21 protein-coding genes are annotated in these 25397 nt (G+C 35.3%); 11 read left to right on the top strand and 10 right to left on the bottom strand.

Annotated elements, in window-relative coordinates; genetic code table 11:
- Window positions 1-71 precede the first annotated feature (71 nt).
- Both H7A25_11915 and H7A25_11920 read left to right on the top strand, forming a co-directional pair.
- Complete coding sequence (locus H7A25_11915) at window positions 72-2774, top strand: putative Ig domain-containing protein (protein MCP5500604.1); 2703 nt, start codon at window positions 72-74, stop codon at window positions 2772-2774.
- 10 nt (window positions 2775-2784) lie between these two features.
- Window positions 2785-3225 (top strand): AgmX/PglI C-terminal domain-containing protein, encoded by a 441-nt coding sequence (locus H7A25_11920; GenBank protein ID MCP5500605.1) that lies wholly within the window; start codon window positions 2785-2787, stop codon window positions 3223-3225.
- 211 nt (window positions 3226-3436) lie between these two features.
- Here H7A25_11920 and H7A25_11925 read toward each other — a convergent pair whose 3' ends face one another.
- Entirely contained in the window at window positions 3437-3667 is a 231-nt protein-coding gene (locus tag H7A25_11925) for a hypothetical protein (GenBank protein MCP5500606.1), read from the bottom strand.
- A 500-nt stretch (window positions 3668-4167) separates the two neighbouring features.
- Between H7A25_11925 and H7A25_11930 the strand changes: the two genes are divergently transcribed.
- Both H7A25_11930 and H7A25_11935 read left to right on the top strand, forming a co-directional pair.
- Complete coding sequence (locus tag H7A25_11930; protein MCP5500607.1) at window positions 4168-4389, top strand: hypothetical protein; 222 nt, start codon at window positions 4168-4170, stop codon at window positions 4387-4389.
- Between the two features lie 334 nt (window positions 4390-4723).
- Window positions 4724-6322, top strand: coding sequence for a hypothetical protein (locus H7A25_11935; protein ID MCP5500608.1), 1599 nt, complete (start codon window positions 4724-4726; stop codon window positions 6320-6322).
- 200 nt (window positions 6323-6522) lie between these two features.
- Here the strand turns inward: H7A25_11935 and H7A25_11940 are convergent, their stop codons facing one another.
- Both H7A25_11940 and H7A25_11945 read right to left on the bottom strand, forming a co-directional pair.
- Window positions 6523-6693, bottom strand: coding sequence for a hypothetical protein (locus tag H7A25_11940; GenBank protein MCP5500609.1), 171 nt, complete (start codon window positions 6691-6693; stop codon window positions 6523-6525).
- Between the two features lie 185 nt (window positions 6694-6878).
- Window positions 6879-9131, bottom strand: a complete 2253-nt coding sequence (locus tag H7A25_11945) for a PAS domain S-box protein (GenBank protein ID MCP5500610.1) — start codon at window positions 9129-9131, stop codon at window positions 6879-6881.
- Between the two features lie 167 nt (window positions 9132-9298).
- On the opposite strand from H7A25_11945, the gene H7A25_11950 reads away from it, so the two are divergent.
- Window positions 9299-10933, top strand: coding sequence for a GNAT family N-acetyltransferase (locus H7A25_11950; GenBank protein ID MCP5500611.1), 1635 nt, complete (start codon window positions 9299-9301; stop codon window positions 10931-10933).
- Window positions 10934-11038: 105 nt separating this feature from the next.
- On the opposite strand, the gene H7A25_11955 is transcribed toward H7A25_11950, so the two are convergent.
- The 3 genes from H7A25_11955 to H7A25_11965 all read right to left on the bottom strand — a co-directional run bounded on the left by H7A25_11955 (window position 11039) and on the right by H7A25_11965 (window position 14707).
- Entirely contained in the window at window positions 11039-12178 is a 1140-nt protein-coding gene (locus tag H7A25_11955) for a fused response regulator/phosphatase (GenBank protein ID MCP5500612.1), read from the bottom strand.
- A 92-nt stretch (window positions 12179-12270) separates the two neighbouring features.
- Entirely contained in the window at window positions 12271-13830 is a 1560-nt protein-coding gene (locus H7A25_11960) for an NAD(P)/FAD-dependent oxidoreductase (GenBank protein ID MCP5500613.1), read from the bottom strand.
- Between the two features lie 13 nt (window positions 13831-13843).
- On the bottom strand, window positions 13844-14707 hold the full coding sequence (locus H7A25_11965) for a metal-dependent hydrolase (GenBank protein ID MCP5500614.1): 864 nt from the start codon (window positions 14705-14707) through the stop codon (window positions 13844-13846).
- Between the two features lie 124 nt (window positions 14708-14831).
- Between H7A25_11965 and H7A25_11970 the strand changes: the two genes are divergently transcribed.
- The 4 genes from H7A25_11970 (at window position 14832) to H7A25_11985 (ending at window position 18879) form a co-directional block, all read left to right on the top strand.
- Window positions 14832-15350: a PAS domain S-box protein gene (locus H7A25_11970; protein MCP5500615.1), complete on the top strand. Its 519-nt coding sequence runs from the start codon at window positions 14832-14834 to the stop codon at window positions 15348-15350.
- 81 nt (window positions 15351-15431) lie between these two features.
- Window positions 15432-16667 carry an IS256 family transposase gene (locus H7A25_11975; protein MCP5500616.1) on the top strand — a complete coding sequence of 412 codons (1236 nt, stop codon included), beginning with the start codon at window positions 15432-15434 and terminating at the stop codon, window positions 16665-16667.
- A 10-nt stretch (window positions 16668-16677) separates the two neighbouring features.
- Window positions 16678-17736 (top strand): hypothetical protein, encoded by a 1059-nt coding sequence (locus H7A25_11980; GenBank protein MCP5500617.1) that lies wholly within the window; start codon window positions 16678-16680, stop codon window positions 17734-17736.
- Window positions 17737-17748: 12 nt separating this feature from the next.
- Window positions 17749-18879: a hybrid sensor histidine kinase/response regulator gene (locus H7A25_11985; protein ID MCP5500618.1), complete on the top strand. Its 1131-nt coding sequence runs from the start codon at window positions 17749-17751 to the stop codon at window positions 18877-18879.
- Here H7A25_11985 and H7A25_11990 read toward each other — a convergent pair.
- Window positions 18861-19766, bottom strand: coding sequence for an alpha/beta hydrolase (locus tag H7A25_11990; protein ID MCP5500619.1), 906 nt, complete (start codon window positions 19764-19766; stop codon window positions 18861-18863). The two genes, H7A25_11985 and H7A25_11990, sit on opposite strands and share 19 nt — an antisense overlap.
- A gap of 163 nt (window positions 19767-19929) precedes the next feature.
- Between H7A25_11990 and H7A25_11995 the strand changes: the two genes are divergently transcribed.
- Window positions 19930-20304, top strand: coding sequence for a zf-TFIIB domain-containing protein (locus tag H7A25_11995; protein ID MCP5500620.1), 375 nt, complete (start codon window positions 19930-19932; stop codon window positions 20302-20304).
- Between the two features lie 75 nt (window positions 20305-20379).
- Entirely contained in the window at window positions 20380-21645 is a 1266-nt protein-coding gene (locus H7A25_12000; GenBank protein MCP5500621.1) for a PAS domain-containing sensor histidine kinase, read from the top strand.
- Between the two features lies 1 nt (window position 21646).
- Here the strand turns inward: H7A25_12000 and H7A25_12005 are convergent, their stop codons facing one another.
- The 3 genes from H7A25_12005 to H7A25_12015 are packed head-to-tail and all read right to left on the bottom strand — an operon-like array spanning window position 21647 to window position 25188.
- Window positions 21647-21976 (bottom strand): hypothetical protein, encoded by a 330-nt coding sequence (locus H7A25_12005; protein ID MCP5500622.1) that lies wholly within the window; start codon window positions 21974-21976, stop codon window positions 21647-21649.
- 12 nt (window positions 21977-21988) lie between these two features.
- Window positions 21989-23560, bottom strand: a complete 1572-nt coding sequence (locus H7A25_12010) for a tetratricopeptide repeat protein (protein MCP5500623.1) — start codon at window positions 23558-23560, stop codon at window positions 21989-21991.
- Window positions 23557-25188 (bottom strand): S49 family peptidase, encoded by a 1632-nt coding sequence (locus H7A25_12015; protein MCP5500624.1) that lies wholly within the window; start codon window positions 25186-25188, stop codon window positions 23557-23559. Before H7A25_12015 ends, H7A25_12010 begins: the two co-directional genes overlap by 4 nt.
- Window positions 25189-25397: the final 209 nt, after the last annotated feature.

The following is a 25397-nucleotide window of genomic DNA, read 5'->3' on the forward strand; positions in this document are numbered from 1 at the left end:
AGATTCAAAATTTAATTTCTTGCTATAATATTACTATATTCATAGGTTTAGTTTTAGGAAGGAAAGTAATAATGAAAAGCAACAAATTATTCTTATTTTTATTCATTCTAAATTTTGTTTTGTCATACTGCTCCAGAGTTCCTTTTTTCAGCGGTAAGGATACATCTATTACAAATAATCTTATCCGGTTCTTTCAGATCAGTTCCGGGACAAAGCTTTACCTTTCAGTCAAAGGCCAGCTCAAAGATGGCAATGGCAAACCGATGGCTTATGCTGTTATGAGCCAGAATACAACCGGCATAAGCACCGCCACATCTATTCGGGCCGGTTCGGCAGTGGAAAAGATTCGATGTGCGGACTATAGTCTTGCGTCAAGCTCTATTCAGTGTATAAAAATCATCAAACCGGATAATTTCAGTAAAAAGTCTTCTGATGGCTGCTATGTACTATATTTGGGTACAACTAACAATCCGCAGGCAAGGCAGATTGCGAAAGTAAGGAACATTCAGTCCGGCCAGCTCATCCGGTATTTTTATACAAAAAAATTGGAAGCAGGCATATCCCGTTATACAGCCTATTCCTGCTCCGGTGAATACCTTGCTGAAGAAGCCATTACAGACACGACCTCCGGAACCATTACCGATGCTAGTGGCAACTATACCATAAAAGCCGAGGCCGGAAAACTAAATATCTTCACTGTCAAAACACCAGCAGAGGACAAAGGCGATATTAAAATCGACCTGACAGGTTATTCCACAAAAGAAACTCTTACAGAACTGAGTCAGAACCCGGCCAACCTGCCTGTAACAGTGCCGACTACTCTACAAACCAGTCCGGTGTCAGCAGGAGTTATTATTGAAACAATACCAACTGCCAGCAATACTCCGGCGACAGAAACAACTCCAGCAGTAAGCATAGATCCAGCGACTTTAATTCAGATAGCAGAAGCCGAGACTACAACAATATCACTGCCTACAGTAACCTACAGCGGTAGCCCATTTACATTTACACAAAATTTATCGATTACAACCCAGACACCCACTGTGACAGGAACTGTTACGAGTTGTACAGCAAGTCCTACTCTACCTGCCGGACTAAGCATTGCTGCTACTACCTGTGTCATTAGTGGAACACCAACCACAGTTCAGTCAGCTACCTCTTATACAATTACCGCTACCAATAGTGCTGGAAATACCACAGCCACTATCAGCATTAAAGTTCTTGGTACCTGGGTTCAGGATGCCTATCTCAAGGCTTCCAATGCTGGAGCTGGTGATAATTTTGGTAGATCCGTATCTACTGTCAGTGGTGATTATTTAGTTGTAGGTGCTAATGGAGAGAGCAATAGTTCTACAGGTATCGATAACACAGATAATGCCAGCATTACAGATACAGGAACTGCCGCTTCTTCCGGTGCAGTCTATATCTTCAAAAGGAATAGTTCTACCGGGGATTGGTCTCAGGATGCCTATCTAAAGGCCTCCAATACAGGAGCATCTGATTATTTTGGTAATTCTGTATCTATCAGTGGTGATTATATAGTTGTAGGGGCTTATGGAGAGGGTAATAGTTCTACAAGTATCAATAACACAGATAACGCTTCTATTACAGATGCAGGAACAGTCGTTAATACCGGTGCGGCTTATATCTTTAAAAGGGATAGTTCAACTGGTAATTGGTCTCAGGATGCATATCTCAAGACCTCCAATGCTGGATCTGGTGATAAATTTGGTATTACTGCATCTATCAGCGGTGATTATGTTGTTGTAGGAGCTAATGTAGAGGGTAATAGTTCTACAAGTATCAATAACACAGATAATGCCAGCATTACAGATGCCGGAACTGCCGCTTCTTCCGGTGCTGTCTATATTTTTAAAAGGAACAGTTCTACCGGGGATTGGTCACAGGATGCCTACCTCAAAGCTTCCAATGCAGAGGCATCTGATCAATTTGGTATTTCTGTATCTATCAGCGGTGATTATGCAGTTGTAGGTGCTTATAACGAGGGTAATACTTCAACAAGTATCAATAATACAGATAATGCCAGCATTACAGATGCCGGAACTGTCACTAACGTAGGTGCGGCTTATATCTTTAAAAGGGATAGTTCTACCGGGGATTGGATTCAGGATGCCTATTTAAAGGCCTCCAATGCAGAAGCAGCTGATCAATTTGGTAATTCTGTATCCATCAGCGGTGATTATGCTATTGTAGGGGCTCATCAAGAGGATAATAGTTCTACAAGTATCAATAATACAGATAATGTCAGCATAACAGATGTAGGAACTGCCACTCAATCCGGTGCAGCGTATATCTTTAAAAGGAATAGTTCCACAGGGGATTGGTCTCAGGATGCATATCTCAAAGCTTCCAATGCAGCGGCATCTAGTTATTTTGGCATTTCTGTATCTATTAACGGTGATTTTGCCGTTGTAGGGGCTTATCAAGAGGGTAATACTTCTACTAGTATCAATAACACAGATAATGCCAGTATTACAGATACTGGAACTACCAGTTTTATAGGTGCGGCTTATATCTTTAAAAGGGATAGTTCTACCGGGGATTGGATTCTGGATGCATATCTCAAAGCTTCCAATGCAGGCGCAAGTGATGCTTTTGGTCTTTCTGTATCTGTCAGCGGTGGTTATGTTGTTGTAGGGGCCAATTTAGAGGATAATGGTTCTACAAGTATCAATAACACAGATAATGCCAGCATTACGGACGCAGGAGCGGCATCTAATTCCGGTGCTGTTTATATCTTTAAATTAAAATAAAGTGAATTTTATGAAACAACATTCAACGAGTATCACAATAGGAATTACTGCTGTTTTAATCATCGCTTATCTACTTCATCGTGATAGTATGCGAGAAAAGCAAATGGCACTTCTTCTTAGCCAGAGCCAGCAGCAAAAAACAAAGGACGGTGGAAAAACAATCGACCCTTATTTACAAAACCAGGTGAAAAATCGAATTATCAAAGGATATGATGAGCTTCAGGACTGCTATAAGGAGTATCTAAAACAAAATCCAAAAATAACAGATGGTGAAGTAAAAATGGACTGGCAAATCGACACCGATGGTAAGGTTATCAAACCGGCTGTAATTTTAAGCCCATTGGAAAAAAGCTTTCACTCCTGCCTTGGGCAGAAGATTTCTGGCTGGACGTTTCCACCGCCGCTGGTGCAAAAATATGTAGTGCATACTTTCAAGTTTAGTAAGAAGTAGTGACACTTCCATATATAAACTCTCAGTGTATATAGTATTTTTGTTAATAACTGTGTACTAATATACTGAATGTAAATATTATTGCATTCCCTACTTCTTTTTGTTTACAGACTTTACATTTAAGACTGTAATGATACAGGAGAGCTAGTAAAAGCAGGATGGATAATTAAAGCTGGAATTAACTATAACAATTTTTTTAAAATAGCGACACTCAATTTTTAAAGGAAGTTAATTCCATAAGATTCTCATATTCTATTTCACTAAGGTTTTCATCTCTCTTCTTTCCCATAAGAACATCGTATTGTTTTTGAATGAGCTCCGGTGCTGTCCGGTTGATTTTTTTTAGTAATCGGCTTTCCCTTTCAGAAAGTACAGCTGTATCGTTCTCTCTCTGCAATTTCATGCCAGGTTCACTTTCCAGTTCACTGACAATGTCTTGCATGGTATATCCGGGATGCGGATTTCTAAAAAATCGTATAACTCCTGTTTGCCTCTTCCGGTAGCTTTTTAACTGTTTCTAATAATACCTGTGTTTCCATCGGATAACAAGAAAAGCACTAAACAGAATTTTGGTCTAGAAATAAATTTGACAGGCCAATTTCGGATAATATAATTCAGCTATGATAACTCTGGACAAGAATTCGATCATCCAATAGCCATTGCTTGATTTTTTTATAAAGAAATTCGGGAGAAAATCATTGAGCTTGGAAACGGAAATATCTCTTAACCTCCTATTTCAATTTGAGGTAGAGATAGGAGATGGACAGTATGGACTTAAGAGACGCTCCCCTTTCCTCGCAGGCATCTCTTTACCCATAAGTTTTTTACCTATCCCCCTCAGTCCCCCTTTCCTAATTCGCTTTGCTTCGGCTCAGGCTAACACCTCGCTCAGCACAAGTCGCAGGAAAGGGGGAGATTTTATCATTTTAAGGTATCCTTGCGATGTTTGATAACCAGGAAAAAATAGAGCATCTTCGCGAAGCGGCTCCTTCCCCGGTCATTGAGCCTGTCGAAATGGGGAAGGCGGGGGTTAGGTTAATTGTGGGTAAGGATATGGCCGGAGGTGATTCAAGAACCACGCAAAACACCAAACAGAGCTATAATTTTAAGAAAAACTTAAATCGCAGTATATATACGGTAAAAAAGATTTTTTTATTTCTTTGAGCTCGGCATCCCGAATGCTAAGAACAATACAGGTTTGCTACAATATGGGTTTTTACACTTTCCCAAGCCGGAGATTAACCCTCCGGTTTGGGAAATTCACAATTCACTCCTGTCTTATCCTGCTTTTCTTGTACAGGTCTTTTTTTCGCTGAGTAATTACTTTTTTTTATAATATTCAAAAAACCAAATATAGATATTGACCGATTTTTTATCCAAAACCAGTATGGAGAACTTTCTATTTATTTCATTAATCCAACATAATTAGGTGGTATGAATCGATTTAGTTGAATTGTAAGAAAATGGAAGAAAGAACTTTACATAGGGGTAATTTCAGATGAAATTTTTATTACTGTTGTTAATGAATATTTTTTTATTTATTAATTGTAGTCAAATAACAGAACCTTTAGGTTTAACCAAAAAAAATGATGACTCCGCCAAAAATACAAACATAGCAATTGCTCTTGCAGCAGCAGGCAGTGGTGGTAGCTACACATTCAATTGCAGTTCAGAGCCTTTCCAAATTATCTATTCAGTACCAAGTGGTTCTACAGAATCATATCGTCAAAAAAATGGTATTAATCCTGACTACATTACAGGTAGTGGGATTCAAATGTCTTCGATTGGAGGTTCAAAAGTATTTTTTAATATGGGAACTTGTCGAAAACTGGTTTTAGCAGGAAATAAGGAAGGAACTAAACCTATTGGTTGGGATAACCTGCTGGTAGTAGAATACCGTGTAACACCTTCAAGCCCCGTATCTAAACGCTGGTATTATGGTTCTTATGATGATACTTCTCTTAAGCTTATTTCAACAGGAGAGTCGATAACTCAGGCAAGGATACCTACTGTACCGGGTTCAGATATAGGTATACCTAATGGTGCCCCTTTTGGTCATGAACCCAAAGCCATTGATTTGATGACACAAATACCTGAGGGGAGTACTAGTTTCGAACTGACTTTCATAGTTCTTGATTATGGTACAGTTGGTAGCACCACCGACGTTTTTGTTATGGGTCAAGAGGGTGAAAACTTGGATTTTATAGGGGGTACCAAATACTCAGGTAATCAACCAACGTGCATTAATAATACTACGTCTGCACCAAAATTAGCTAACTTAGTAATAGCTGAATCTACACCCGGACAGGCTCTCAGCGGTTCTTTTGAATTTTCAGATTCGGAAGGAGATGTAAAAGATCTTTTCGTTCAGGTTTATAACAATAGTAATTACTATTACTATCCAATTACAGATTCTGAAAAGACAAACAAAAAAATTTCATTAGAACGTATCGTGTTAGGGTCCGGGTTTTCTACAAGTAATAGACCCATCCACTTTATACTACGAGATGCTCAAGGTAATTGTGGTTACGTTGATGGGTATTTAAAATTTAGTGCTCAAACAGCAGTTAACGTTTGTGGCAATCAACCAATTCAAATTATCAGTTATGTTCCAATGGACTCCACCCAATTTTTCACCGACAAGAATGGAGTTAATCCTGATTATAGTTTTGTTCCCAATGGCAATAACCTGGCTAGTATTGGAGGAACAAGATTGTATATGAATGTAGGCAAATGCACTAAATTATATTTATCCGGAAATCTGGCTGGTACAGCTCGAGTTGGGTGGGACAATCTACTCCTTGTGGAATACCGTAAAACACCATCAAGCCCAATATCAAAACGCTGGGTCTACGCAGCACAGGGTTCTTCAGCCAGGTTAAAATCTACTGGTGATATTATAGACATTCCCCAACCGGCTACTGTTGCTGGAACAGTTTTTAATATACCCAATAGTGCTCCTTTTGGTTATGAAACAAAAGCGATCAACCTGATGGATCAGATACCGGCTGGTGAGACATCTTTTGATTTGAACTTAATTATTCTTGATGAAGGGTACGTCGGTACTACCACAGACGTTTTTGTTCATCCGGAATAAGTGATTATGAGTTTTTTAAATAAATAAAAATCTGTCATTGATGAATGTTTTTCTAAGTATATAGAGTGGAAAGCTTATGAGCATTTTTATAAAGAAATTCGGGAGAAAATAATTGAACTTAGAAACGTAAATATCTCTTAACCCTATACTTAAGTATGGGGTTAAGAGACACTCCCATTTGCTGTGTTTTGCGTGCTTCTTTAATATTTTTCAATACTTGGATTTGTTTTGTCCGGAAGAAGAAGTAATTTTGAACCCTCTTGCTTCTTTTTATTCGGTCTGCTGGGGAGAAGTACAGATATTCCAAACATAAGCAGTGATAAACCAGATACAATAATCATTGATAAAATAATAATAAAATAAATATCCATATCCTTACTCTTTATATCATTTGACTCTATTAAAGTGCAATATATTTACTAAATAATTTATTTTTTATTTCCTGTATAATTTTTTAGTAAGCTTCCTGCCAGGCCTTTATTCTATCCTGTTAAAAATTGACACTTGAGTCTGATATACAGATTTATCTGCCACAGTTCCTCCGATCCGGAGAACTCTACAAATACTTTTCAATATACTGTATAAGCTCAGTTTTCTGTACGGGTTTTTTTAAGTAGGCATCAAAGCCGCAATCAAGGGCCTTTTTCTCTTCTTCTTCGAAGGCTGCTGCGGTTAAGGCAATTATTGGAATTGAGGAAAGATCAGCATCATTACGAAAACATAATAAAGCTTGAAACCCATCCATCACCGGCATTTGTAAATCCATAATAACCAGATCGGGTTTGTCTTTGAGAGCTTTTTTATAAGCATCTTCCCCATTAACTGCTTCATCAAATATAATTCTATGCCCTCTCAACATAGCTCTCACCAGCATTCGATTACTTTGATTATCATCCACGACCAGTATTTTAGCTCCCGGTAAAATTAGATTTATATCATCTCTTTTTTCTATTTTTCTCTCTTCGACTTTACTTACTTTTAATACAGGAAGAACAACAGTAAAAGTGCTTCCTTTTCCGAGTACACTTTCTACTTCTATTGTACCGTGCATTTTTTCTACAATACGCTTGGTGATGGCAAGGCCTAAACCGGTTCCTCCATACTTTTTTGTATCCAAATTGCCTTCCTGATAAAAGGAAGTAAATAGACGTTTTAGCTCAGTATCTTTTATTCCTATTCCTGTATCTTGAATTTCAATAATTAACTTTGAGAGATTTTTCTTAATATCAGTAGAAACAACATTTATTCGAACCTCTCCATTCTCCGTAAACTTAATCGCATTGCCTATTAGATTTAAAAGGATTTGTCGCAAACGAAAGCCATCTAAATGGAAGGTATCCCCTCCGCTTAAAGTTATGTTTTCTATGTAAGATATACCTTTTTGAGATACAGGAAGAGAAAAAATCTGGTTCATTTCAAGAAAAACATCTGACAGGTTAATTCTTTCATGCTTTAAGTGCAGTTTTCCGGCCTCTATTTTAGATATATCTAATATATCATTTATAATATTTAATAGGCTTTTTCCACTGGTTAAAATGATTTCAAGAAATTCTTTCTTCTGTTCATCCTCAATTTCCTCATGCAAAATTTCTGCAAAGCCGAGTATAGAATTCAGAGGAGTGCGAATTTCATGAGACATGTTCGCCAAAAAAGTACTTTTTGCTTGATTGGCAGTCTCTGCCTCTTCTTTTGCCTTCTTTAATTTTTCTTCAATTTCTTTTCGCTCTGTAATATCCAGGGCGAGACCTTCAACAATAATTTCGTGTTCATTAATAATAAAGTTTGTAGATCTATCATAAAACCAGTGCCAGTTTCCTTCCCTGTCCTGAATTCTATATTCAAGAGCAAAATGCTCTCCCGTCTCAAAACTAGAAATAATTTGATTAACTCTTATCTTATCTTCCGGATGAATTAAAGAATTCCATAATAAAGGATCTTCCTTAAGCTCTTCAACGGTATAACCAAGAATAGACTCAACACGTTTTGAATGAAAAATGCCTCCTCTTTTATTAGAAAAACTATATATAATATCCGGAGAATTCTCAACAATGCTTCGATACCGTTTTTCACTTTCTTTTAATTTTATTTCGATCTTCTTTAATTCACTAATATCTCTTCCGATTCCCAGAATACCTGTAATTTCTCCATTTTCTACAATTGGAGAAAGAGACGTTTGATAATAGGTAATATTACCATTTAAAATAGATTGCCATTCGTATATAACTTCTTCTCCATTCAGGACCCTTTCATTCGCCTGGATATGAACCTCAGCTAATTCTCTACCAAACAATTCCTCGGCTTTCTTTCCAATAAAGAAGCTTTCTTTCAATCCGGACTTTGTTACCCAGTTCCCATAAATGGCACTGTGCCTCTGTTCTTTATCCAGAGTAAATACCACATCATTAATAGAATTTAAAACAAGCTTTAATTTTTTTTGTTCATACTTGGATTCATTATCTAAGTTTTGAATCATTTTACTTATTCTATAGATTACTTCTTCATGAGTACAGGGAAAAAAAAGAAAATCACAATAATGAACTGAGTTGGAAAATTCCAGAAAATTTAAGGGTGGAGTATCCGTATAAATAAGAAGGGAAATTAATGAATTTTTTTTTAAATTTTCAATAACTTCCTTAGAAAGATATTTTAAGCCACAAATAAGTCCTATGGGTACTCCGCTTCTATAAGGAAATTCACCTAAATCCTGATAAATCCTTACATTAATATTTTTATCCCATTCAGAAAGAATACTCTGGATTTCAGTATAATGTGGATCACCCTTATGGTGAATTAAAAATAAATCCTTCATTTTATTATATTCTCTGGGCTTTTATAACTCTGGGTTCGTTAATTTTTTATCGTCAAGAATAAATTCCGTTTATAGATCTCTTTTATATTGTAATATCTCATAAATAAAAATGCTGATAGACTAAAATAAGCTATTTCAATAGTATTGACTCATCAGATTGGTAACTTATGACTGCAAAAAAGAAAACAGCTTCAAACTCTCAAAAAATAGCTTCTAAAAAGAAATCCGGTAAATCTAAGAAGAAATCCAGCAAAAAAGTTAATATTCCGCAGGAAGTTTCTCACAAAATTAACCTTCGAAATATTCTCGTTACGGATTTTTCTCGAATCCAGGAAATCATGAATCTGGTATACTCCAATGCCGGAGGTTCCTGGACGGAAGAGCAGTTTTCCTCTCAGCTTTCTCGTTTCCCGGAAGGGCAAATTTGTATTGAAGATAATGGTCTGATTGTTGCAGCAGCTTTAAGTATTGTTGTTACGTATGATAAATACGGTGATAAACACACTTATGACCAGATTACCGCCAAGGGATACCTTACGAATCACGAAGAAGAAGGAGATACCCTTTACGGGGTCGATATTTTTATCCACCCGGACTATCAGGGCCTAAGACTTGGAAGAAGGCTTTACGATGCCAGAAAAGAACTCTGCGAAAGGCTAAATCTGAAGCGTATTATTGTTGGAGGACGTATCCCCGGCTACAAAAACCACCACGGGAAAATGACCCCACAAAAATATATCCAGCAAATAGCGGCCAAGGAGTTATTTGACCCGGTTCTTAGCTTCCAGTTAGCCAATGATTTTCACGTGATAAAGGTGTTAACGGGTTATTTCCCTGAAGATACAGAATCCAAATCCTTTGCAGTTCTTTTGGAATGGATTAATATTTATTACGAGGAACCCAGCCAGAAACTCATCGGCGGCGCAAAGAGTATAGTGCGGGTAGGTGTAGTTCAATGGCAAATGCGATCCGTCACTTCTTATACCGAGTTACTCCAACAAATGGAATTCTTTGTGGATGCTGTTTCCGGCTACAAGGCTGATTTTGTTTTATTTCCTGAATTTTTTAATTTTCCCCTGATGGCCCACTACAACCAGCACAGCCCTTCTGATTCCATCCGTGCCCTCGCACAGCATACCGACACCATGAGAAAATCTATCAGTAACCTGGCGGTTTCTTACAATATCAATATAATTGCCGGTAGTATGCCCGTTTACACCGAGGCCGGCCTCTACAACGTTTCCTATCTTTGCAAACGAGATGGGACCATCGATGAGCAATACAAAATTCATGTCACTCCGGATGAATCCAGCTACTGGGGAACGAAAGGGGGAGATAAGATTAAAGTATTTGAAACCGATGTTGGAAATATCGGGATTTTAATATGTTATGACGTAGAGTTTCCGGAGCTGGCAAGAATCCTTGCAGAAAGAGGTATGGATATTCTCTTTGTCCCTTTCTCTACTGATACAAAAAATGCTTACCTTCGTGTAAGGCATTGCTCCCAGGCCAGGGCTATCGAAAATGAGTGTTACGTGGTAATTTCCGGAAGCGTGGGTAATCTTCCCGCTGTAGAGAACATGGATATACAGTACGCTCAATCGGCTGTTTTCACTCCTTCCGACTTTTCCTTTCCACATGATGCCATTGCAGCCCAGGCAACTCCAAATACCGAAATGACACTTATCGTAGACCTGGATTTAGACCTATTAAAAGAACTTCATATGCAGGGAAGTGTGAGAAACTTACAAAGTCGCAGGCCGGAACTCTACAGAATTGACTGGTACGGAAACTCTATTTAAAAAATCCTTTCAGTCTCCGATAATACCATCTGACCCTGAACGATGAACTGAGAGTAAGCCGAAGTGTAGGGCATGGAAGGGCGATGGCACTAAAGCGACCTCTTTTTAAACAGTCCCTCTTAGTTTATCTTTTGTTATTTCAAGGCTAATAACAGTTATATCATCATGCTCCTGTATTTTATTATCCGGACCGATGAATTCCTGAATATCCTTAAAAATCACCTCCAGCAATTCAGAAGTACGGAGACGTCTTTTTTCCTGAATGAGCTGAAGTAAAGTAATAAGACCGTATTCCATTTTATCAGGATTAAATTGTTCATAAAGACCATCGGTGAATAATAAAAATTTATCCCCTATTTGTAATTCAAATTCTCTTTCCTGATAGATGTTGTTTTTGTACACTCCGATTATTTTTCCGGTATGTTCCAGAAAACCTTCAAAACAGTTCAGAAGTGCAATTTGAGCAGAATGTCCGGCAGACGCATAACAGGCTTTCATAGTATTCAAGTCTATATCAAGGATAAATGCAGGAAATATTTCGTTTAAATTTATATAGTTTTGGATAAATCTTGTATTCAGTTCCATAAGAGTCTTTGCAGGACTTGCAAAACTGGATTTTATTGTCTCGTATTCGCTTTTTATAAGCATAGTAACCAGGGCAGCACTAATTCCATGACCGGTAGCATCCGCTAAAAAAATTCTAATATAGCCAGGAAAGATCTCCGCAATATCATAAATATCTCCGGAAAGCTCTCCGTATGGTAAATATTTTACACTAAACTGTAGGCCTTTTATCTCTTCAAGATTGATAGGAAGAAGTTTTTCTTGAATTTGTCTTGCCAGGCGAATTTCTCGTTTTTGCCCTTCCCGCTTCTCTTTTAATTCAAGGTGATTATGAATTCTCGCAATTAATTCACTGGGATTAAAAGGTTTTGTTAGATAATCAGAACCCCCAATTTTAAAACCTTTTGAAATAGATTGTGGCTCATTAGTAGCTGTTAAGAAAATTACAGGTATACCTGAAAACCTGGAATCGGCTTTGAGTATCTTACAAACAGTAAATCCATCCATTTCCGGCATTTGTAGATCTAAAAGTATTAAGTCAAACTTTTCCTTATGAACCATATCAAGAGCCAGAGCAGCAGAATTTGCTGTTTTAACGTAGTACCCCTCCTTTTTCAGGATACGTTCTACAATATAAATGTTCTCCCAAACGTCATCTACTACTAATATTTTATGGTCCACCGGGCTCTTTCCAGATTGCCCGGTTTTTTAAATAAGCCGAGCTATCTTTTCTCCATAAAACTCCTTAGCTTTTTTTTCCATAACTTTTTATTCTAAATGGTTAAAGGTTCCCTCATAACCTGTTTTAGTATATTCCGTCCCTGCTGAAAAAAGGAAGAAATCATGTCCGGTTTTAATAGCTTGCCTTCTTCACCCATTATTTCATACTCCTGGGGGTTAAAAAGTAAGGTCTTCAAGCGAAAATCAAAAGTAAATCCCGGCCAGAGAGTTGTATTTTTACCATTACGAGTTCGATACCAACTTACACAATCCGAAGCCCAAATTGTTTTATCCAGTTTAAGCTGTAATTTTCGATTATAATTATCCTGAATTTCCTGTCTGACATCTATAAATTTCCACGAATTTTTTCTGGAACTCATTATTGCCTGCAAAGCATATTGCACCTGGGATTCTATCATGAATATCATGGAACTATGACCGAGACCTGTATTCGGTCCTACAATCATAAAAAAATTAGGAAAACCTGAAATGGTTGTACCAAGATACGCTTCCGCTCCATTTTTCCAGGCTTCATTCAAATCTTTCTGTCCTTTGCCCAGAATCTTATACGGAGCTATAGCTTCAGCACCCTGAAAACCCGTTGCCATTATTACCGCATCCAGTTCAATTTCCTCCCCCGAACCGGTAAGAATTCCTTTGTTTGTAAACTTTTCAATACCTGAAGTTTCAACCTTCACATTTTTTCTGTTTATCGCAGGATAATATTCATTCGACATTAATACACGCTTACAACCAATCGTATAATCCGGTGTCATTGTCTTTCTTAGTTCTTCATCTTCTATGCTTTTTTCAATATGCTTCTTTGCCAGGCTTTCCACTACCTTCATAATCTCCGGATATACGACAAGGCCTAAAACTCTAAGTTCTAAAGACCAATAGATATACTCACGATATAAAGTTTGAGAAATGGGTAAAAATTTAAACAGTCCTCTTTCGATAGACAGAATATCCCTATCAGGCTTGGGCAAAACCCAGGCAGCACTTCGCTGGAAAAGATACAGCTTTTCCACTTCCGGAGCAATAGTAGGAACAATTTGTATGGCACTGGCCCCGGTTCCTACCACAGCTATTTTTTTATTTTTAACTTTATAGTTATGATCCCAACGGGCTGAATGAAACATCTTTCCCTGGTAATCTTCCATTCCATTATATTTTGGAATTATAGGCTGGCTTAAACCTCCTGTTGCTGAAACAAAAAATTTAGATTCGTATTTACTTCCTCCTGATGTTTCCAAATCCCAGCGCCCTTCATTCTCTCGAAAAACAGCAGAAGTAACCGCTTCATTTAAGCGAATATGCTTCTCTAATCCATATTTTTCTACACAAAAATTTACATAATCTAAAATTTCATCCCTCGGTCCAAACATCTTTGTCCAATAAGGATAGGGTTCAAAGGAATAGGAGTATAAATGTGATTGAACATCACAGGCTGCTCCCGGATAATTATTCAATCTCCAAGTTCCACCATATTCACTTTCTTTCTCCAATATGATAAACGAATCAATCCCATTTCTCTTTAATTGTATCGCCATACACAAACCGGCAAAACCGGTTCCTGCAATGATCACTTCCGAAGTTTCTCTCTTTTGCATATATCCTCCAAGTTTAAGCAGCTATTGTCTTTTTTATATACGGAATTTCTGTTTCAAAATATTCTTTAGCCAGATAAGCATTGTCTATATCATCCGGGTGAAAATCGATTCGGAAATAATCAAAGAAGTTCTTTACATAACCAGCACCAATTTTTTGTATAAAATTTCCAACTCCTAATATATCACTGAATAAGTTTGATAATTTTATTTCCCTATCCTGACTAATAAAATAAGCCTGACCCAGCAATACAAATAAAGCAAGATAAGCTGTACCTATTATCATTCCAGCAATCCTTAAAAAATAAGAGTCATCTATTTCTTTTAGTACATCAAAAGCTACTGCTTTATGTTCAATTTCTTCAGCGGCATGCCAGAGAAGCATTTTTCTCATTTCATCCGGAAGCTCATGCAACTCATCTGAAGAAAAGGCAGCTTCAGCTAAAATAGCTGTATGATGTTCAAGTGCTACAGTCACTGATAATGACATTTTTTCTGATAAAATAGTATTGGTAATCTTTTCTATAGTTCCATAAGCCATTTGTTCATAAAAATTCAAATATACTTCGGGTTTATAACCTTTCTCTTCCAGGACACGATAGAATTTTTCGTGTTCTCTTCCGTGATTTACTTCCTGAGCAATAAAGGCTTTCACCCTTTTTTTTAGACCTTCGTCCTTTAATTGCTCACTAAAGGCTTTTACACTACGAATAAAAAAACGTTCCCCCGGTGGAAAAACCATGTGAAAGCTATTTAAGAAATGAGTAATAATCATATTATCTCTAAACCAATGATTTGTCACTTCAAGTTTATCCAGTCCAAAATCTACATGTCTGATTTTTGGAAATTGCTTCATTCGTTCAACTTTGTTTGAATCCATAAATCCTCCGTTTTTTTCATTCTCGCATATTTTCAGGATGATTTCGTCCAGACTTGTAAGGTTTGTCAAAAAAAATGGTTTAGACTTGTAAGTTTTTACTCTATTGAAATACTGGATAGACAGTATGAAACGAAGTGAAGAATTTGAAAACACCCTTTCTTCCGATTTTTCAAAAAATAAAAAAAGTCAAACGGGGAAAATGATTGAAAACTCTCCTATTATGGACAAAGATCAACTTCTGGAAATTATAGAAAACGTGCCTGTCGGAATTGTGATTGCTAAGAAAAGTGGAGAACCTGTCTTTTTTAATCGACAATGGCCGGAAATGCTCGGATATAAAAAAGAAGAATTTAAACACAACTTTCATGTACTAACCCATCCGGACGACCTTAACGATTCTTTAAGAGTTCAACAGTCTTTTATTGAAAATCCAAATCAATATCCTATTATTGTAGAAAAAAGATACCTTCGAAAAAATGGTACTTATTTTTGGGCAGAAACAAGAGTAACAGCTACTAAAAATTCTAATGGAGATTTCCAGTATTTTTATTTAATTGTTTTAGATATTGATAAGAGAAAGAATGCTGAGATTAACTTAACCAAAGCAAAAGAAGAGGCAGAATTAGCAAATAAAACGAGTTAGTCCCCTGAATCGTTAGGGTTTACAAAAACGGAACTCGCCAGAAAATAGTTTTGGCAAAAAAAATCAACAGGAGAGTTCCGCATGAAGAAGAATAAAACCAGCCATCATTCCAGTCAAGAGGAAATTTTACCTCTGGAAGCCTTTCGTAAAATAGCCCATAATGAGCTTTTAAGCCTGCTTCAGAAAGCCAGTATAGAAATCATTCAACAGTTTATTCAATTGGAAGTGGAAGAGTTATGTGGGAAAGTTTTTTCTCATAAGAAGAATGATTTATGCCACAGAGGCGGAAGCGAAAATGGTAGTATCTATATCCAGGGACAGAAAGTTCCTTTACGAAAACCACGAGTTCGCAAAGGAAATGAAGAGCTTCCATTAAAGAGTTATAAAAATCTCAGAAAGATGGATAATATTTCAGATAGAATATTAAATGTCTTATCAGCAGGTGTTAGTTCTCGGAAGTATGAAGAGGTAATTGAGAAGTTATCAGAAGATGCTGGTTTATCCAAAAGCTCTGTTTCGAGACAATTCATTTTAGAATCGAGAAAAAAGCTTGATGAGTTTAAGAACAGAAAATTTGAAAATCATAAATTCTTTGCAGTATTCATAGACGGAACTAATGTGGGAGGTCAATCTATAGTAACAGCTCTTGGAGTTGATATTGAAGGAAACAAGCATTTCCTTGGATTTTCAGAGGGTTCTACGGAGAACTATGAAATTACAAAAGAACTTTTAGTGTCTTTCCGGGAGAGGGGTCTGAAATTTACAGATAAAGTGATTTTTATTTTGGATGGTTCAGGCTCTTTAAAGAAAGCCATAAAAGAACAATTTGGAGATAGTGCAGTTATCCAGAGATGTACCAATCACAAGCTCTGGAACTTACTCGCAAAGCTTCCAGAGAAACACCATGAGGAATGTAAGCTTCGTTATCGAAGAATCTTTTCTTGCAATGAATATAGTGATGCTAAAGAAGAATACCTGGGTTTTGAAACCTGGCTAAGTCGAATAAGTTATTCTGCTTCAAACAGTTTAAAAGAAGCAGAATATGATCTATTAACTATTCATAAAATACGAATGCCTGTGGAAATGCGTAAAACATTTTTAACAACGAATACAATTGAATCTGGTTTCAGTGGCCCCAAATCGTTAATGAAAAGAGTCAAGAAATGGAATCTGGGAACAGATATGATTTCAAGATGGGTATCTGTTAATTTGCTTTATCAAGAGAAAAGGTTTCGCAAGATAAATGGAGTTAATAAAATTAATATATTTTTAGCTGACTTTTTAGAACAACAGCTTGACAAAAAAGTAGCTGCATAATATCTTATATATGTTCCGTTTGAACTCTAACGGTATGTGGGACAAGCTCAATAAAACAAAAAGTATATTTCTAGCTAATATATCACATGAGTTTCGTACTCCGTTAAACTCTATATTAGGTTTTTCAGACATTCTTTCTTCAAAAATAACTGATGAGACCTTACTAAATCAGCTTTCCTTAATCCGAAGCAATGGGAATAGCCTATTAAACCTGATAAATGATATTTTAGATCTCTCGAAAATAGAAGCCGGAAAAATAGAACTCAATTATGAATCTTTTAGTATACGTAAGCTTCTCAAAGAAATGCATAATATCTTTCTTTTAAAAACTGAAGAAAAAAACATCGATTTTAAAATTATAATAGAAGACAATCTACCTGATATCATTATATTAGATGAATTGCGACTTCGACAGATTCTTTTTAACCTGATAGGAAATGCAGTTAAATATACACAAAATGGATTTGTAAACATTCGCGTTTTATTTAAAACTAATAAAGATGCTTCTATTCATCTCAGTTTTATTATCAAAGATTCCGGTAGGGGCATCCCCTCTAATAAATTGCAGGAGATATTTATAATGTTTCAAAAAATATCAAAGCAAATGGATAAAAATATTGAAAGTACAGGTTTGGGACTATCCATCTCGAAAAATCTTGCTATAATTATGAATGGAAATATTCGTGTTAAAAGTAAACTCGGTAAAGGAAGTACTTTCTTTCTAGTGTTTCCTAAAGTACAAACAAATAATAACAGTTTCCATTCAGAATTAAAAGAAGCTTCTATGGATTCCAATTATATCCATAGCTCAAATCTGAACCCAGGTAATTTATTTCTCATTCCCCAGGAAATCAAAAATTATTTTTCTAAAGAGCTTTCTGAAGCCAGTATAACCTCTTCTTTTGAAGAAATCGAAAATTTTGCATTATACTTACAAAAACTTGGTAAAACATACCAGATCCAGGATTTCTCCAAATTTGGCCAAGAACTTGAAGAATATACGAAGACATTTGATCTGGATAGAATTAAATCTATTCTTTATAAACTCAAGCAATATTCAAATTTATAATCCAGCACATTTATGAATCAGGAACGCAATGAAAAAATTCTTATCGTAGATGATATTACTAAAAATATTCAATTAGTAGCAAATATTCTAAAACGTGAAGGTTACAAGGTATACTTCGCAACAAATGGAGAAATGGCTATTGAAAATAGTAAATCTATTAACTTTGATTTGATCTTATTAGATATAATGATGCCGGGTAAGGATGGATTTGAAGTTTGTAAAGAATTGAAATTACATGAAACTACCAGAGAAATTCCTATTATTTTTTTAACAGCTAAAAATGATCAAGAAAATATTAAAAAAGGTTTTGCTGCAGGAGGTGTTGATTACATAACAAAACCCTTCTCTAAAGAAGAACTTGTCGCAAGAATTCAAACACATCTGGATCTTAAAGAATCCAGAGATCTTCTGAAGAAAAAAAACCTTGAATTGCAAAAAGCTATACAAACAAAGAATTTATTCTTTTCGATTATTGCTCATGATTTAAAAGATCCTTTTGCCGGGATAATAAATGCCAGTAACCTAATTCTTAAAAATAGGGAAAAGATAGGTTTTGAACGTTGCATTCATTACATGAAGCTCATATATAAATCATCGATAGAAGCACAGAAATTACTTTTAAACCTTCTTGATTGGTCAAGAATTCAAACCGGAGATATACATTTTACACCCACTTCTTTCTCTTTAAATTTTCTCATAGATGAAACCTACGCTTTTTTCGAAACTATCTTTTTAAATAAAAACTTAAGCTTTCAAAAATTCCTTGATGATGACTTTAATGTTCACGCTGATCTGAATATGATTTCTATAGTTTTAAGAAACATCATTTCAAATGCAATAAAATTTAGCTTTAGGGGAAGTGAAATTCGGGCACACATTTATTGTGAAAAAGACTTTGGATGCATAAAGATAATAGATAGTGGAATTGGCATCCCTGAAGATATTTTAAATAATCTATTTGATCCCTCTATCAAAAAAAACAGGGAAGGAACTGAAACTGAAAGTGGTAGCGGCATAGGTCTTGTTCTAAGCCATGAATTTATAAAAATAAATCATGGTGAAATTATTGCTGAAAGTAAGGTTAATCAAGGGACTTCCTTTACCATCAAATTACCTCTTCAAGATCAACCGATTAATTCTTGAGAAAATTCTAATATAAGTTGTAGAACTTCTTTTTCCCTTTCAAGAGGTAAAAAATGTCCAGCCCCTTCCAGCCTGGCATGTCTGAAGTCTGCATGGAAAGCAAATTCCAGTCCATTAAATAATTCTTGCCCGATGCACCCATCTTCCGTTCCATTAATCACAAGTGAAGTTATAGTAATAGGATCCATGACCAATTCCAAACTTTTCTTCCATAAAATCAATTCATCCAGTCTGGGTTGAAACATTCCTCTGTAATAGGCAAGTGCTGATTTTAAATGCGATTTATTGCGTATAGCAGCTTTAACATCAGACATATAATTTATTTTCCCGTTTAATCTCGGACTCCAGGACTTCCATAAATTATCAACAAACGCAAAATTATTTAAACGAACCAGGGATTCTGGAATTTCAAAAGGAAGTTGAAAAAAAAGCATATACCAACTTTTTAAAAATTGTCCCGGGTTTATTAGTAAATTCTTAAAAAATACCGGTATGGGTGGAACCGCCATTGTTATAAGACCAGCAAATAATTTGGGAGAATAATTTGCTGCCGCATAAGCAGCCACACTTCCCCAATCATGTCCGATAAGAATACAATCCTTATGTGAAATTTGTTTTGTAATTTCACAGAGATCTCTTGCCAGCTCGATTACCTGAATGGTAGCATCCGGATTTTGTTTCTGTCTCGGAGGAATCTCTGTAGGATGATAACCTCTCATAAATGGTGCCAGACAATGGTATCCATTTATGGCAAGCTTTTCTATAAGTTCAGAATAAGAATATGGAGTATCGGGAAACCCATGAGCAAAAAGAAGTAACCTATCTCCTTCTCCGGCTTCAAGGCAGCTAAATTGAAGTCCATTGACTTGTAAAATAATTTCTTTCATTCCGGACAATACCTTTATAATACAAAATTTCTATTCAGCTAAAAAAAATCTTCTTTTTTTTATTTTAATTAATAGTTTCCTTTGTTTTCAGCTGCTTAATAATAAAATTTTTTATTTACATAAAATAAAATTAATAAATAATCTTTTTCATAAGGAGAAAAGTATGGAATGCCCAAAATGTAAGTCCCCAATGGAAACTGTAACATATGCAGATATTGAGGTGGATAGATGTACCAATTGCTTTGGTATTTGGTTTGATATGCAAGAACATGAAGACCTAAAAAAAATAAGAGGTTCTGAAGCAATTGATATTGGAGATCCAAAAATTGGTAAAAAATATAATAATATTGATGATGTAAATTGTCCACGCTGTCATGTAAAGATGATCCCAATGGTGGATGTAGGACAACACCATATCTGGTATGAATCCTGTTCAAGGTGCAATGGATTATTTTTTGATGCCGGAGAGTTTAAGGATTTCAAAAATGAAAATATACTCGATAAAATAAGAGATATGTTTACGAAAGAAAGAGATTAAAGAAATACTCTTTATCGATTGACATCACCTGGTGTTGTCTGAAAATTTGTTAGGCAACTCCAGGGTATAAACTATATGGATATTATTAATCAATTTCATAAACTGCGGGAATATCTGAATCTTACAGATAGTAATTTAAAGTCAGAGGAGTTATATGAACTACAAAAATTCGAAGAAAGTATGAAAGAACTCCAAAACTTAAATTCTATATTAGAAAAAGGTATATCAGAGCAAATTAACCGTTTCAAAGCATTAACCGATAGCTTGCCGGGTTACGTTGCATTCGTAAATGCAAATTCTCTTAAATATGAATTTGTAAATAAAGCATTTGAAGATTCTTTTAAAATTCCGGTAGATAAAATAGTAGGTACGCATATTCGAGAAGTCATCGGAGAAAAGAATTACCAATTTGCATTGCCATACATTAAAGTGGTTCTTTCCGGCAATCCCGTCTCTTATGAAAATACTTTCAATCTTGCTAACGGAAAACGCTGGATAAAAGTAAATTATGTGCCTTTTTTCAATGAAGATAAAAATGTTAGTTCTATAGTAGTCCTTTCGTATGATATAACAGATACAAAACAGGCAGAATTAAATTTAAAAGAAAGTGAATCTAAATTAAAAACACTAAACCAGGATAAAGACAAATTTTTCTCAATTATCTCTCACGATTTAAAAAATCCAATCAGTACAATTATAGGATTTCTAAAATTAATACAATCATCTTATAATGAGATAAACTCAGATGAAGTCAAAACAGAATTAGACTTAATCCATCAATTAGCTTCTGAGGCTTATTCACTTCTTGACAATCTATTAATCTGGTCTAAATCTCAATCGGGAAATCTTCCTTTTCATCCACAAAAAATAAAACTTAAGCTCCTTCTTTCTGAAATTTTTTCTTATTTTAAAGGAAATTCAAAAGCTAAAAACATTCAACTTACTCACACCATAGATGAAGATTTCTATCTATACGCAGATTATAATATGCTAAGTACCATTCTTCGTAATTTACTTTCAAATGCTATAAAATTCACAGAGATAAATGGGAAAATCCTTGTGATAGCGGAAAAAACAGATACATATACCCAAATCACAGTTTCAGACAACGGAATCGGATTCCCGGAAGATAAACTTAAAGATATATGGAAATTTCCATATACAATCTCAACAAAAGGAACGGCCGAAGAGTCAGGTCATGGATTTGGTCTATCCCTGTGTAAAGACTTTATAGATAAACACGGAGGAAATATATATATTAATAATAATATCGATAAAAAAGGTACAAGTATAAATTTCACAGTCCCCAATACTTATCCTGAACTCGAGATAATAAACTAAATCAAACTGCTTTTTTATCCATAAACTCCCTGGCCAGGTCGTTAGGAAGGCTATAAAAATTTATACTAAAACCTCCGGCAAAAATTTTATCAAGAAAAGTTTCGCGTAATACTTTTATATCATCGGGAGTCCAGATAAAAATTAGAGTTAAACGTCTATCACTTACCCGTGTAGCAACGAGACAGAGAGTTTTATTTTTATATTCTTCGCTACTTTTAAACTCATAAGGACTCGGTCTTTTTAAAAGTCTCTGCCCTCTTTCGCATAAAGTTCCTATAAAATCTAAAATTTCTTCCTGGGTAGAATTTTCCCCTTCGATAAATTTATCCATATAACCTCTGTCTTATTTTATTGCCGTTTTTAAGGCTTCACAATCCTTTCTTACTTTTGTATAATACTCTAAATCCTGACGCGCATAAGGGTGGTTGAGGCTGGATTCAATTCCGGCTGCCTTTCCGAGCCAGGGCATACTTTCACAGGGCTCAGACATTTTCCGATAATAAATATCTCCGAGATTATAAGCTGCAACAGCATAAGCTAGAGTTCTTTGCTGCTTCAGTTCCTCTCTCAGTGCCAGACCTTTTTTAAAATAGAATATTGCATTTTCATAATCTGCTTTATTCATTAAAGAAACCCCGATATCATTTAAGTTAGAAGCATACAGGTTTACTTTTTGTTTTCCAATTTTATCTAAAATCATATTCGAATTTTGAAACATTTCAATGGAAGTATCATAATCTTTCTTTTTATTATATACCAGACCGGAGTGGTTATATGCCCTTGCTGTATTAAATGTATGATAGATTTCATTTTTCTTCCTATGTTCTACCGCTTCTTCATAGGTTTTTATTGCCGGATCAAATCTACCCTTTTTACTTAAAACATCTGCTATTTGAATCAAAGTATCCGAATACAAATAACTATCTTTATAGTCTATCTTTGCTCTTAAGGTATTGCTTAATTCATAAAAGGAAAGGGCTTCATCATTTTTTTTCTGTTTTTCAAAAACAGAAGCCATTAATTCATTCGAGTTACTAAATTGAAGAGAATCTTCAAAAGCATAATCCCTTTGTTGCATTAAAGAAAACTTAACGGTTCGTTCCGCATCTTTATAATTTCTTAATAAAAGCTGTAATTCAGCAATTCTATCTAAATTAGAAACATAGGCCCAGCTTTTTTTATTATTTCGTTTTTCCAGACCGTTCTTATACTCCTCACAATAATATAGTGCTTTTTTATAATCCTTTTGTTTTCGATAGGCGTAAGCCAGTAATTCATACAACTCTGTATAAGAAGAATCTTCCTTTTTTAATTCTTCCCAGGTCTGAATGGCTTCTGAATATTTTTTATTATACATAGAGATAAGCCCTTTCGAAAATTTCTTGAATGAACTATAGAAATATATATGTCCTTTGCTTATACTCTTCTTCTCATCAGAATCATACTTAATATTTAAGTTATTCACTACATTTGCAATTAACTGATCCTGTATGTCTAATATATTATCTTTTCTTCCATCCACATGAAGCTTCTTATAAATACTATAATCCGGGCTTTTCCGTATGTGAATCGTGAAAATGAGCACTTTTCCATCATTTTTTAGAATTGCATCATATATGTAATCTACTTTTAGAATGGAGGGAAGAGTTTTAAAACGATCAATGCTATCATTCGCATTTCTCTTTTCTTCAAGCATTTTTTTAACATATGCTTCCTCATCCTGCTTTACAATTTCGATATTTTTTAATCGATTCAAATTATGAATCAATGTTTCCCGAAAACCCTCACTCAGCCAGGCTTCATTTTCTTCTCCATAATATTCAAAATGATTAATATACCATCTGGGACGAGGTGAATTAGAAAACAGTAAAGTAGGAATCAAAAAAAATAAAACGGTAACTAATTTAAATATCAAAAGCTACCCTCCTTAATCGAATTTACTATGTGTTCTGAAATATAGGATTTATACTCAAACCCCTTATCCTGATAATTAAAAATCTCTTCGGATACTTTTAACAGGGATTTAGGGATTCTTTGTTTCATTAAATTCATATCATTTATAAAGGTCTGAATATCATATACAGGTGAAAGATATTCTACTACAAGTTTTTTAAAACCGAGTTTTTCTTTTATATTGCTAATTAAATCCTGTAAAGGTAAAATTCCATCTAACATACCCTTCTCGTGAAAATCCTTACCTGTAAATACCCTTCCTTCAGCCAATTCAAAAAGTTCTTCTTTTGTCTTAGACCTTGATCGCATCACCCTGCTATAAAAAATATTTTTATTTCTCTCAATTTCATCAATTACGAATTTTTTACTTTTAGGGCTAAGCTTACCATATTCTGAAAATACATCTCTCAGTGGATAAAATCCGAGCCTGTCTTTACTGATTCCTAATTTCTGATATAAACCTTTGAAGTTCGGTCTAACCATTACTGTCCCGATAGAACCGGTAATACAAAATGGATTGGAATAGATCTGATTACAGGCTGCTGCTATATAGTAGCCCCCGGACGCAGAAGCATTTTGAAAATAGGCACAGGTAAGTTTTGTGGCTGCCAGCTTAGCAATCTCTCTATAAATTAATTCTGAGGCAAAAGCGGAACCACCTCCGGAATCGATTTCAACAATAACAGCCTTAACCGAATCATCCTCCCTGATTTCTCTGATTAAACGTCTGAGTGAGTAAGCCTGGATCGAACCTGCTTTTATATTTCCTTCTTCTTTCTTTCCCGTAACAATGTTTCCTTTCAAAGGAAGTACGAGCAGCTTTTCCTTTTTGGGTGGAAAAACAGAAAAAGATTGAAATTTTTTTAATCGCTTTAGTTGCTTCATGCTTAAATTTCTATACTGAGGTTCATCATCCTCTTCGTCACTTCCATACTCAGGAAAAAGATAGTTGAATACATACATTTCATCATCAAATAATCTCTGAAAGAAACCCAGTTTTTTCAATTTTTCCGAACTGAGTATAGGTGTTTTTAATATTTCAGGATCGATTTGGGTATTTTGATAAAATGTCTGCTCTATCTGCAAGCGCAGAGAAGAAATTAAGTTATTCAGATTTTCTTTGGATTCTTTAGAAAAACCTTTTCGTGTAAAAATTTCTGCAAAGGATTTATATTTACCGGAAGCATAATTTTCCACTTCCATTTCTAATTTTTCGGATATGAGTCCACCAAAAAAGAAGGGTTCCATAGAAGGAAGCAAAACATGAAACTCTCCGGAATCCAAACTATATCGTTCCTGGCAAAAGGATAATAAATAAAGACTTTTTAGATCTCCCTGTATGGCATAGGCCGAAAGGGTAATTCCAGTTTCCTTTAGTGTCTTTAGAACTTCGGTCACAGAATATAGCTCAGCAAAACCCATATCCAACCTATCAACAAAAATAGAAACTTTTTTAAGAGATTTCACACTTTTCAGTGATTCTAAAAGCTGCAAATATTCTAATAAGGTATAGCTTTTATCTTTCCCCTCGATTAATTGTAGGGCTGTAGTTTTTCTCACCGAACTAAACGAAGAGGGAAAAAATAGCAAAATATGCTCTCCTCTTTTTGCTTTCAAAAGAAAAATCGTTTTCCAGAAATATACCAGGCTACGAAACGGAAATAATATAAAATTCAGAAAATAGCGCAAAAAAAGCCCCTTTTTTCAGCCAGAATTTCCCGGTACCGCATTTCTAAAAGATATTTTTAATAAAAAAATTGACAAACTAAGAATAGGAATATAGAAATTTTTGATAAACA

This window comes from Leptospiraceae bacterium, from assembly GCA_024233835.1.
In the GTDB taxonomy this organism is placed as follows: domain Bacteria; phylum Spirochaetota; class Leptospiria; order Leptospirales; family Leptospiraceae; genus JACKPC01.

Coding starts and splice junctions, on each gene's coding strand:
- H7A25_11915 (MCP5500604.1), top strand. CDS start 72: ATGAAAAGCAACAAATTATTCTTATTTTTATTCATTCTAAATTTTGTT.
- H7A25_11920 (MCP5500605.1), top strand. CDS start 2,785: ATGAAACAACATTCAACGAGTATCACAATAGGAATTACTGCTGTTTTA.
- H7A25_11925 (MCP5500606.1), bottom strand. CDS start 3,667: ATGCAAGACATTGTCAGTGAACTGGAAAGTGAACCTGGCATGAAATTG.
- H7A25_11930 (MCP5500607.1), top strand. CDS start 4,168: ATGTTTGATAACCAGGAAAAAATAGAGCATCTTCGCGAAGCGGCTCCT.
- H7A25_11935 (MCP5500608.1), top strand. CDS start 4,724: ATGAAATTTTTATTACTGTTGTTAATGAATATTTTTTTATTTATTAAT.
- H7A25_11940 (MCP5500609.1), bottom strand. CDS start 6,693: ATGGATATTTATTTTATTATTATTTTATCAATGATTATTGTATCTGGT.
- H7A25_11945 (MCP5500610.1), bottom strand. CDS start 9,131: ATGAAGGATTTATTTTTAATTCACCATAAGGGTGATCCACATTATACT.
- H7A25_11950 (MCP5500611.1), top strand. CDS start 9,299: ATGACTGCAAAAAAGAAAACAGCTTCAAACTCTCAAAAAATAGCTTCT.
- H7A25_11960 (MCP5500613.1), bottom strand. CDS start 13,830: ATGCAAAAGAGAGAAACTTCGGAAGTGATCATTGCAGGAACCGGTTTT.
- H7A25_11965 (MCP5500614.1), bottom strand. CDS start 14,707: ATGGATTCAAACAAAGTTGAACGAATGAAGCAATTTCCAAAAATCAGA.
- H7A25_11970 (MCP5500615.1), top strand. CDS start 14,832: ATGAAACGAAGTGAAGAATTTGAAAACACCCTTTCTTCCGATTTTTCA.
- H7A25_11975 (MCP5500616.1), top strand. CDS start 15,432: ATGAAGAAGAATAAAACCAGCCATCATTCCAGTCAAGAGGAAATTTTA.
- H7A25_11980 (MCP5500617.1), top strand. CDS start 16,678: ATGTTCCGTTTGAACTCTAACGGTATGTGGGACAAGCTCAATAAAACA.
- H7A25_11985 (MCP5500618.1), top strand. CDS start 17,749: ATGAATCAGGAACGCAATGAAAAAATTCTTATCGTAGATGATATTACT.
- H7A25_11990 (MCP5500619.1), bottom strand. CDS start 19,766: ATGAAAGAAATTATTTTACAAGTCAATGGACTTCAATTTAGCTGCCTT.
- H7A25_11995 (MCP5500620.1), top strand. CDS start 19,930: ATGGAATGCCCAAAATGTAAGTCCCCAATGGAAACTGTAACATATGCA.
- H7A25_12000 (MCP5500621.1), top strand. CDS start 20,380: ATGGATATTATTAATCAATTTCATAAACTGCGGGAATATCTGAATCTT.
- H7A25_12005 (MCP5500622.1), bottom strand. CDS start 21,976: ATGGATAAATTTATCGAAGGGGAAAATTCTACCCAGGAAGAAATTTTA.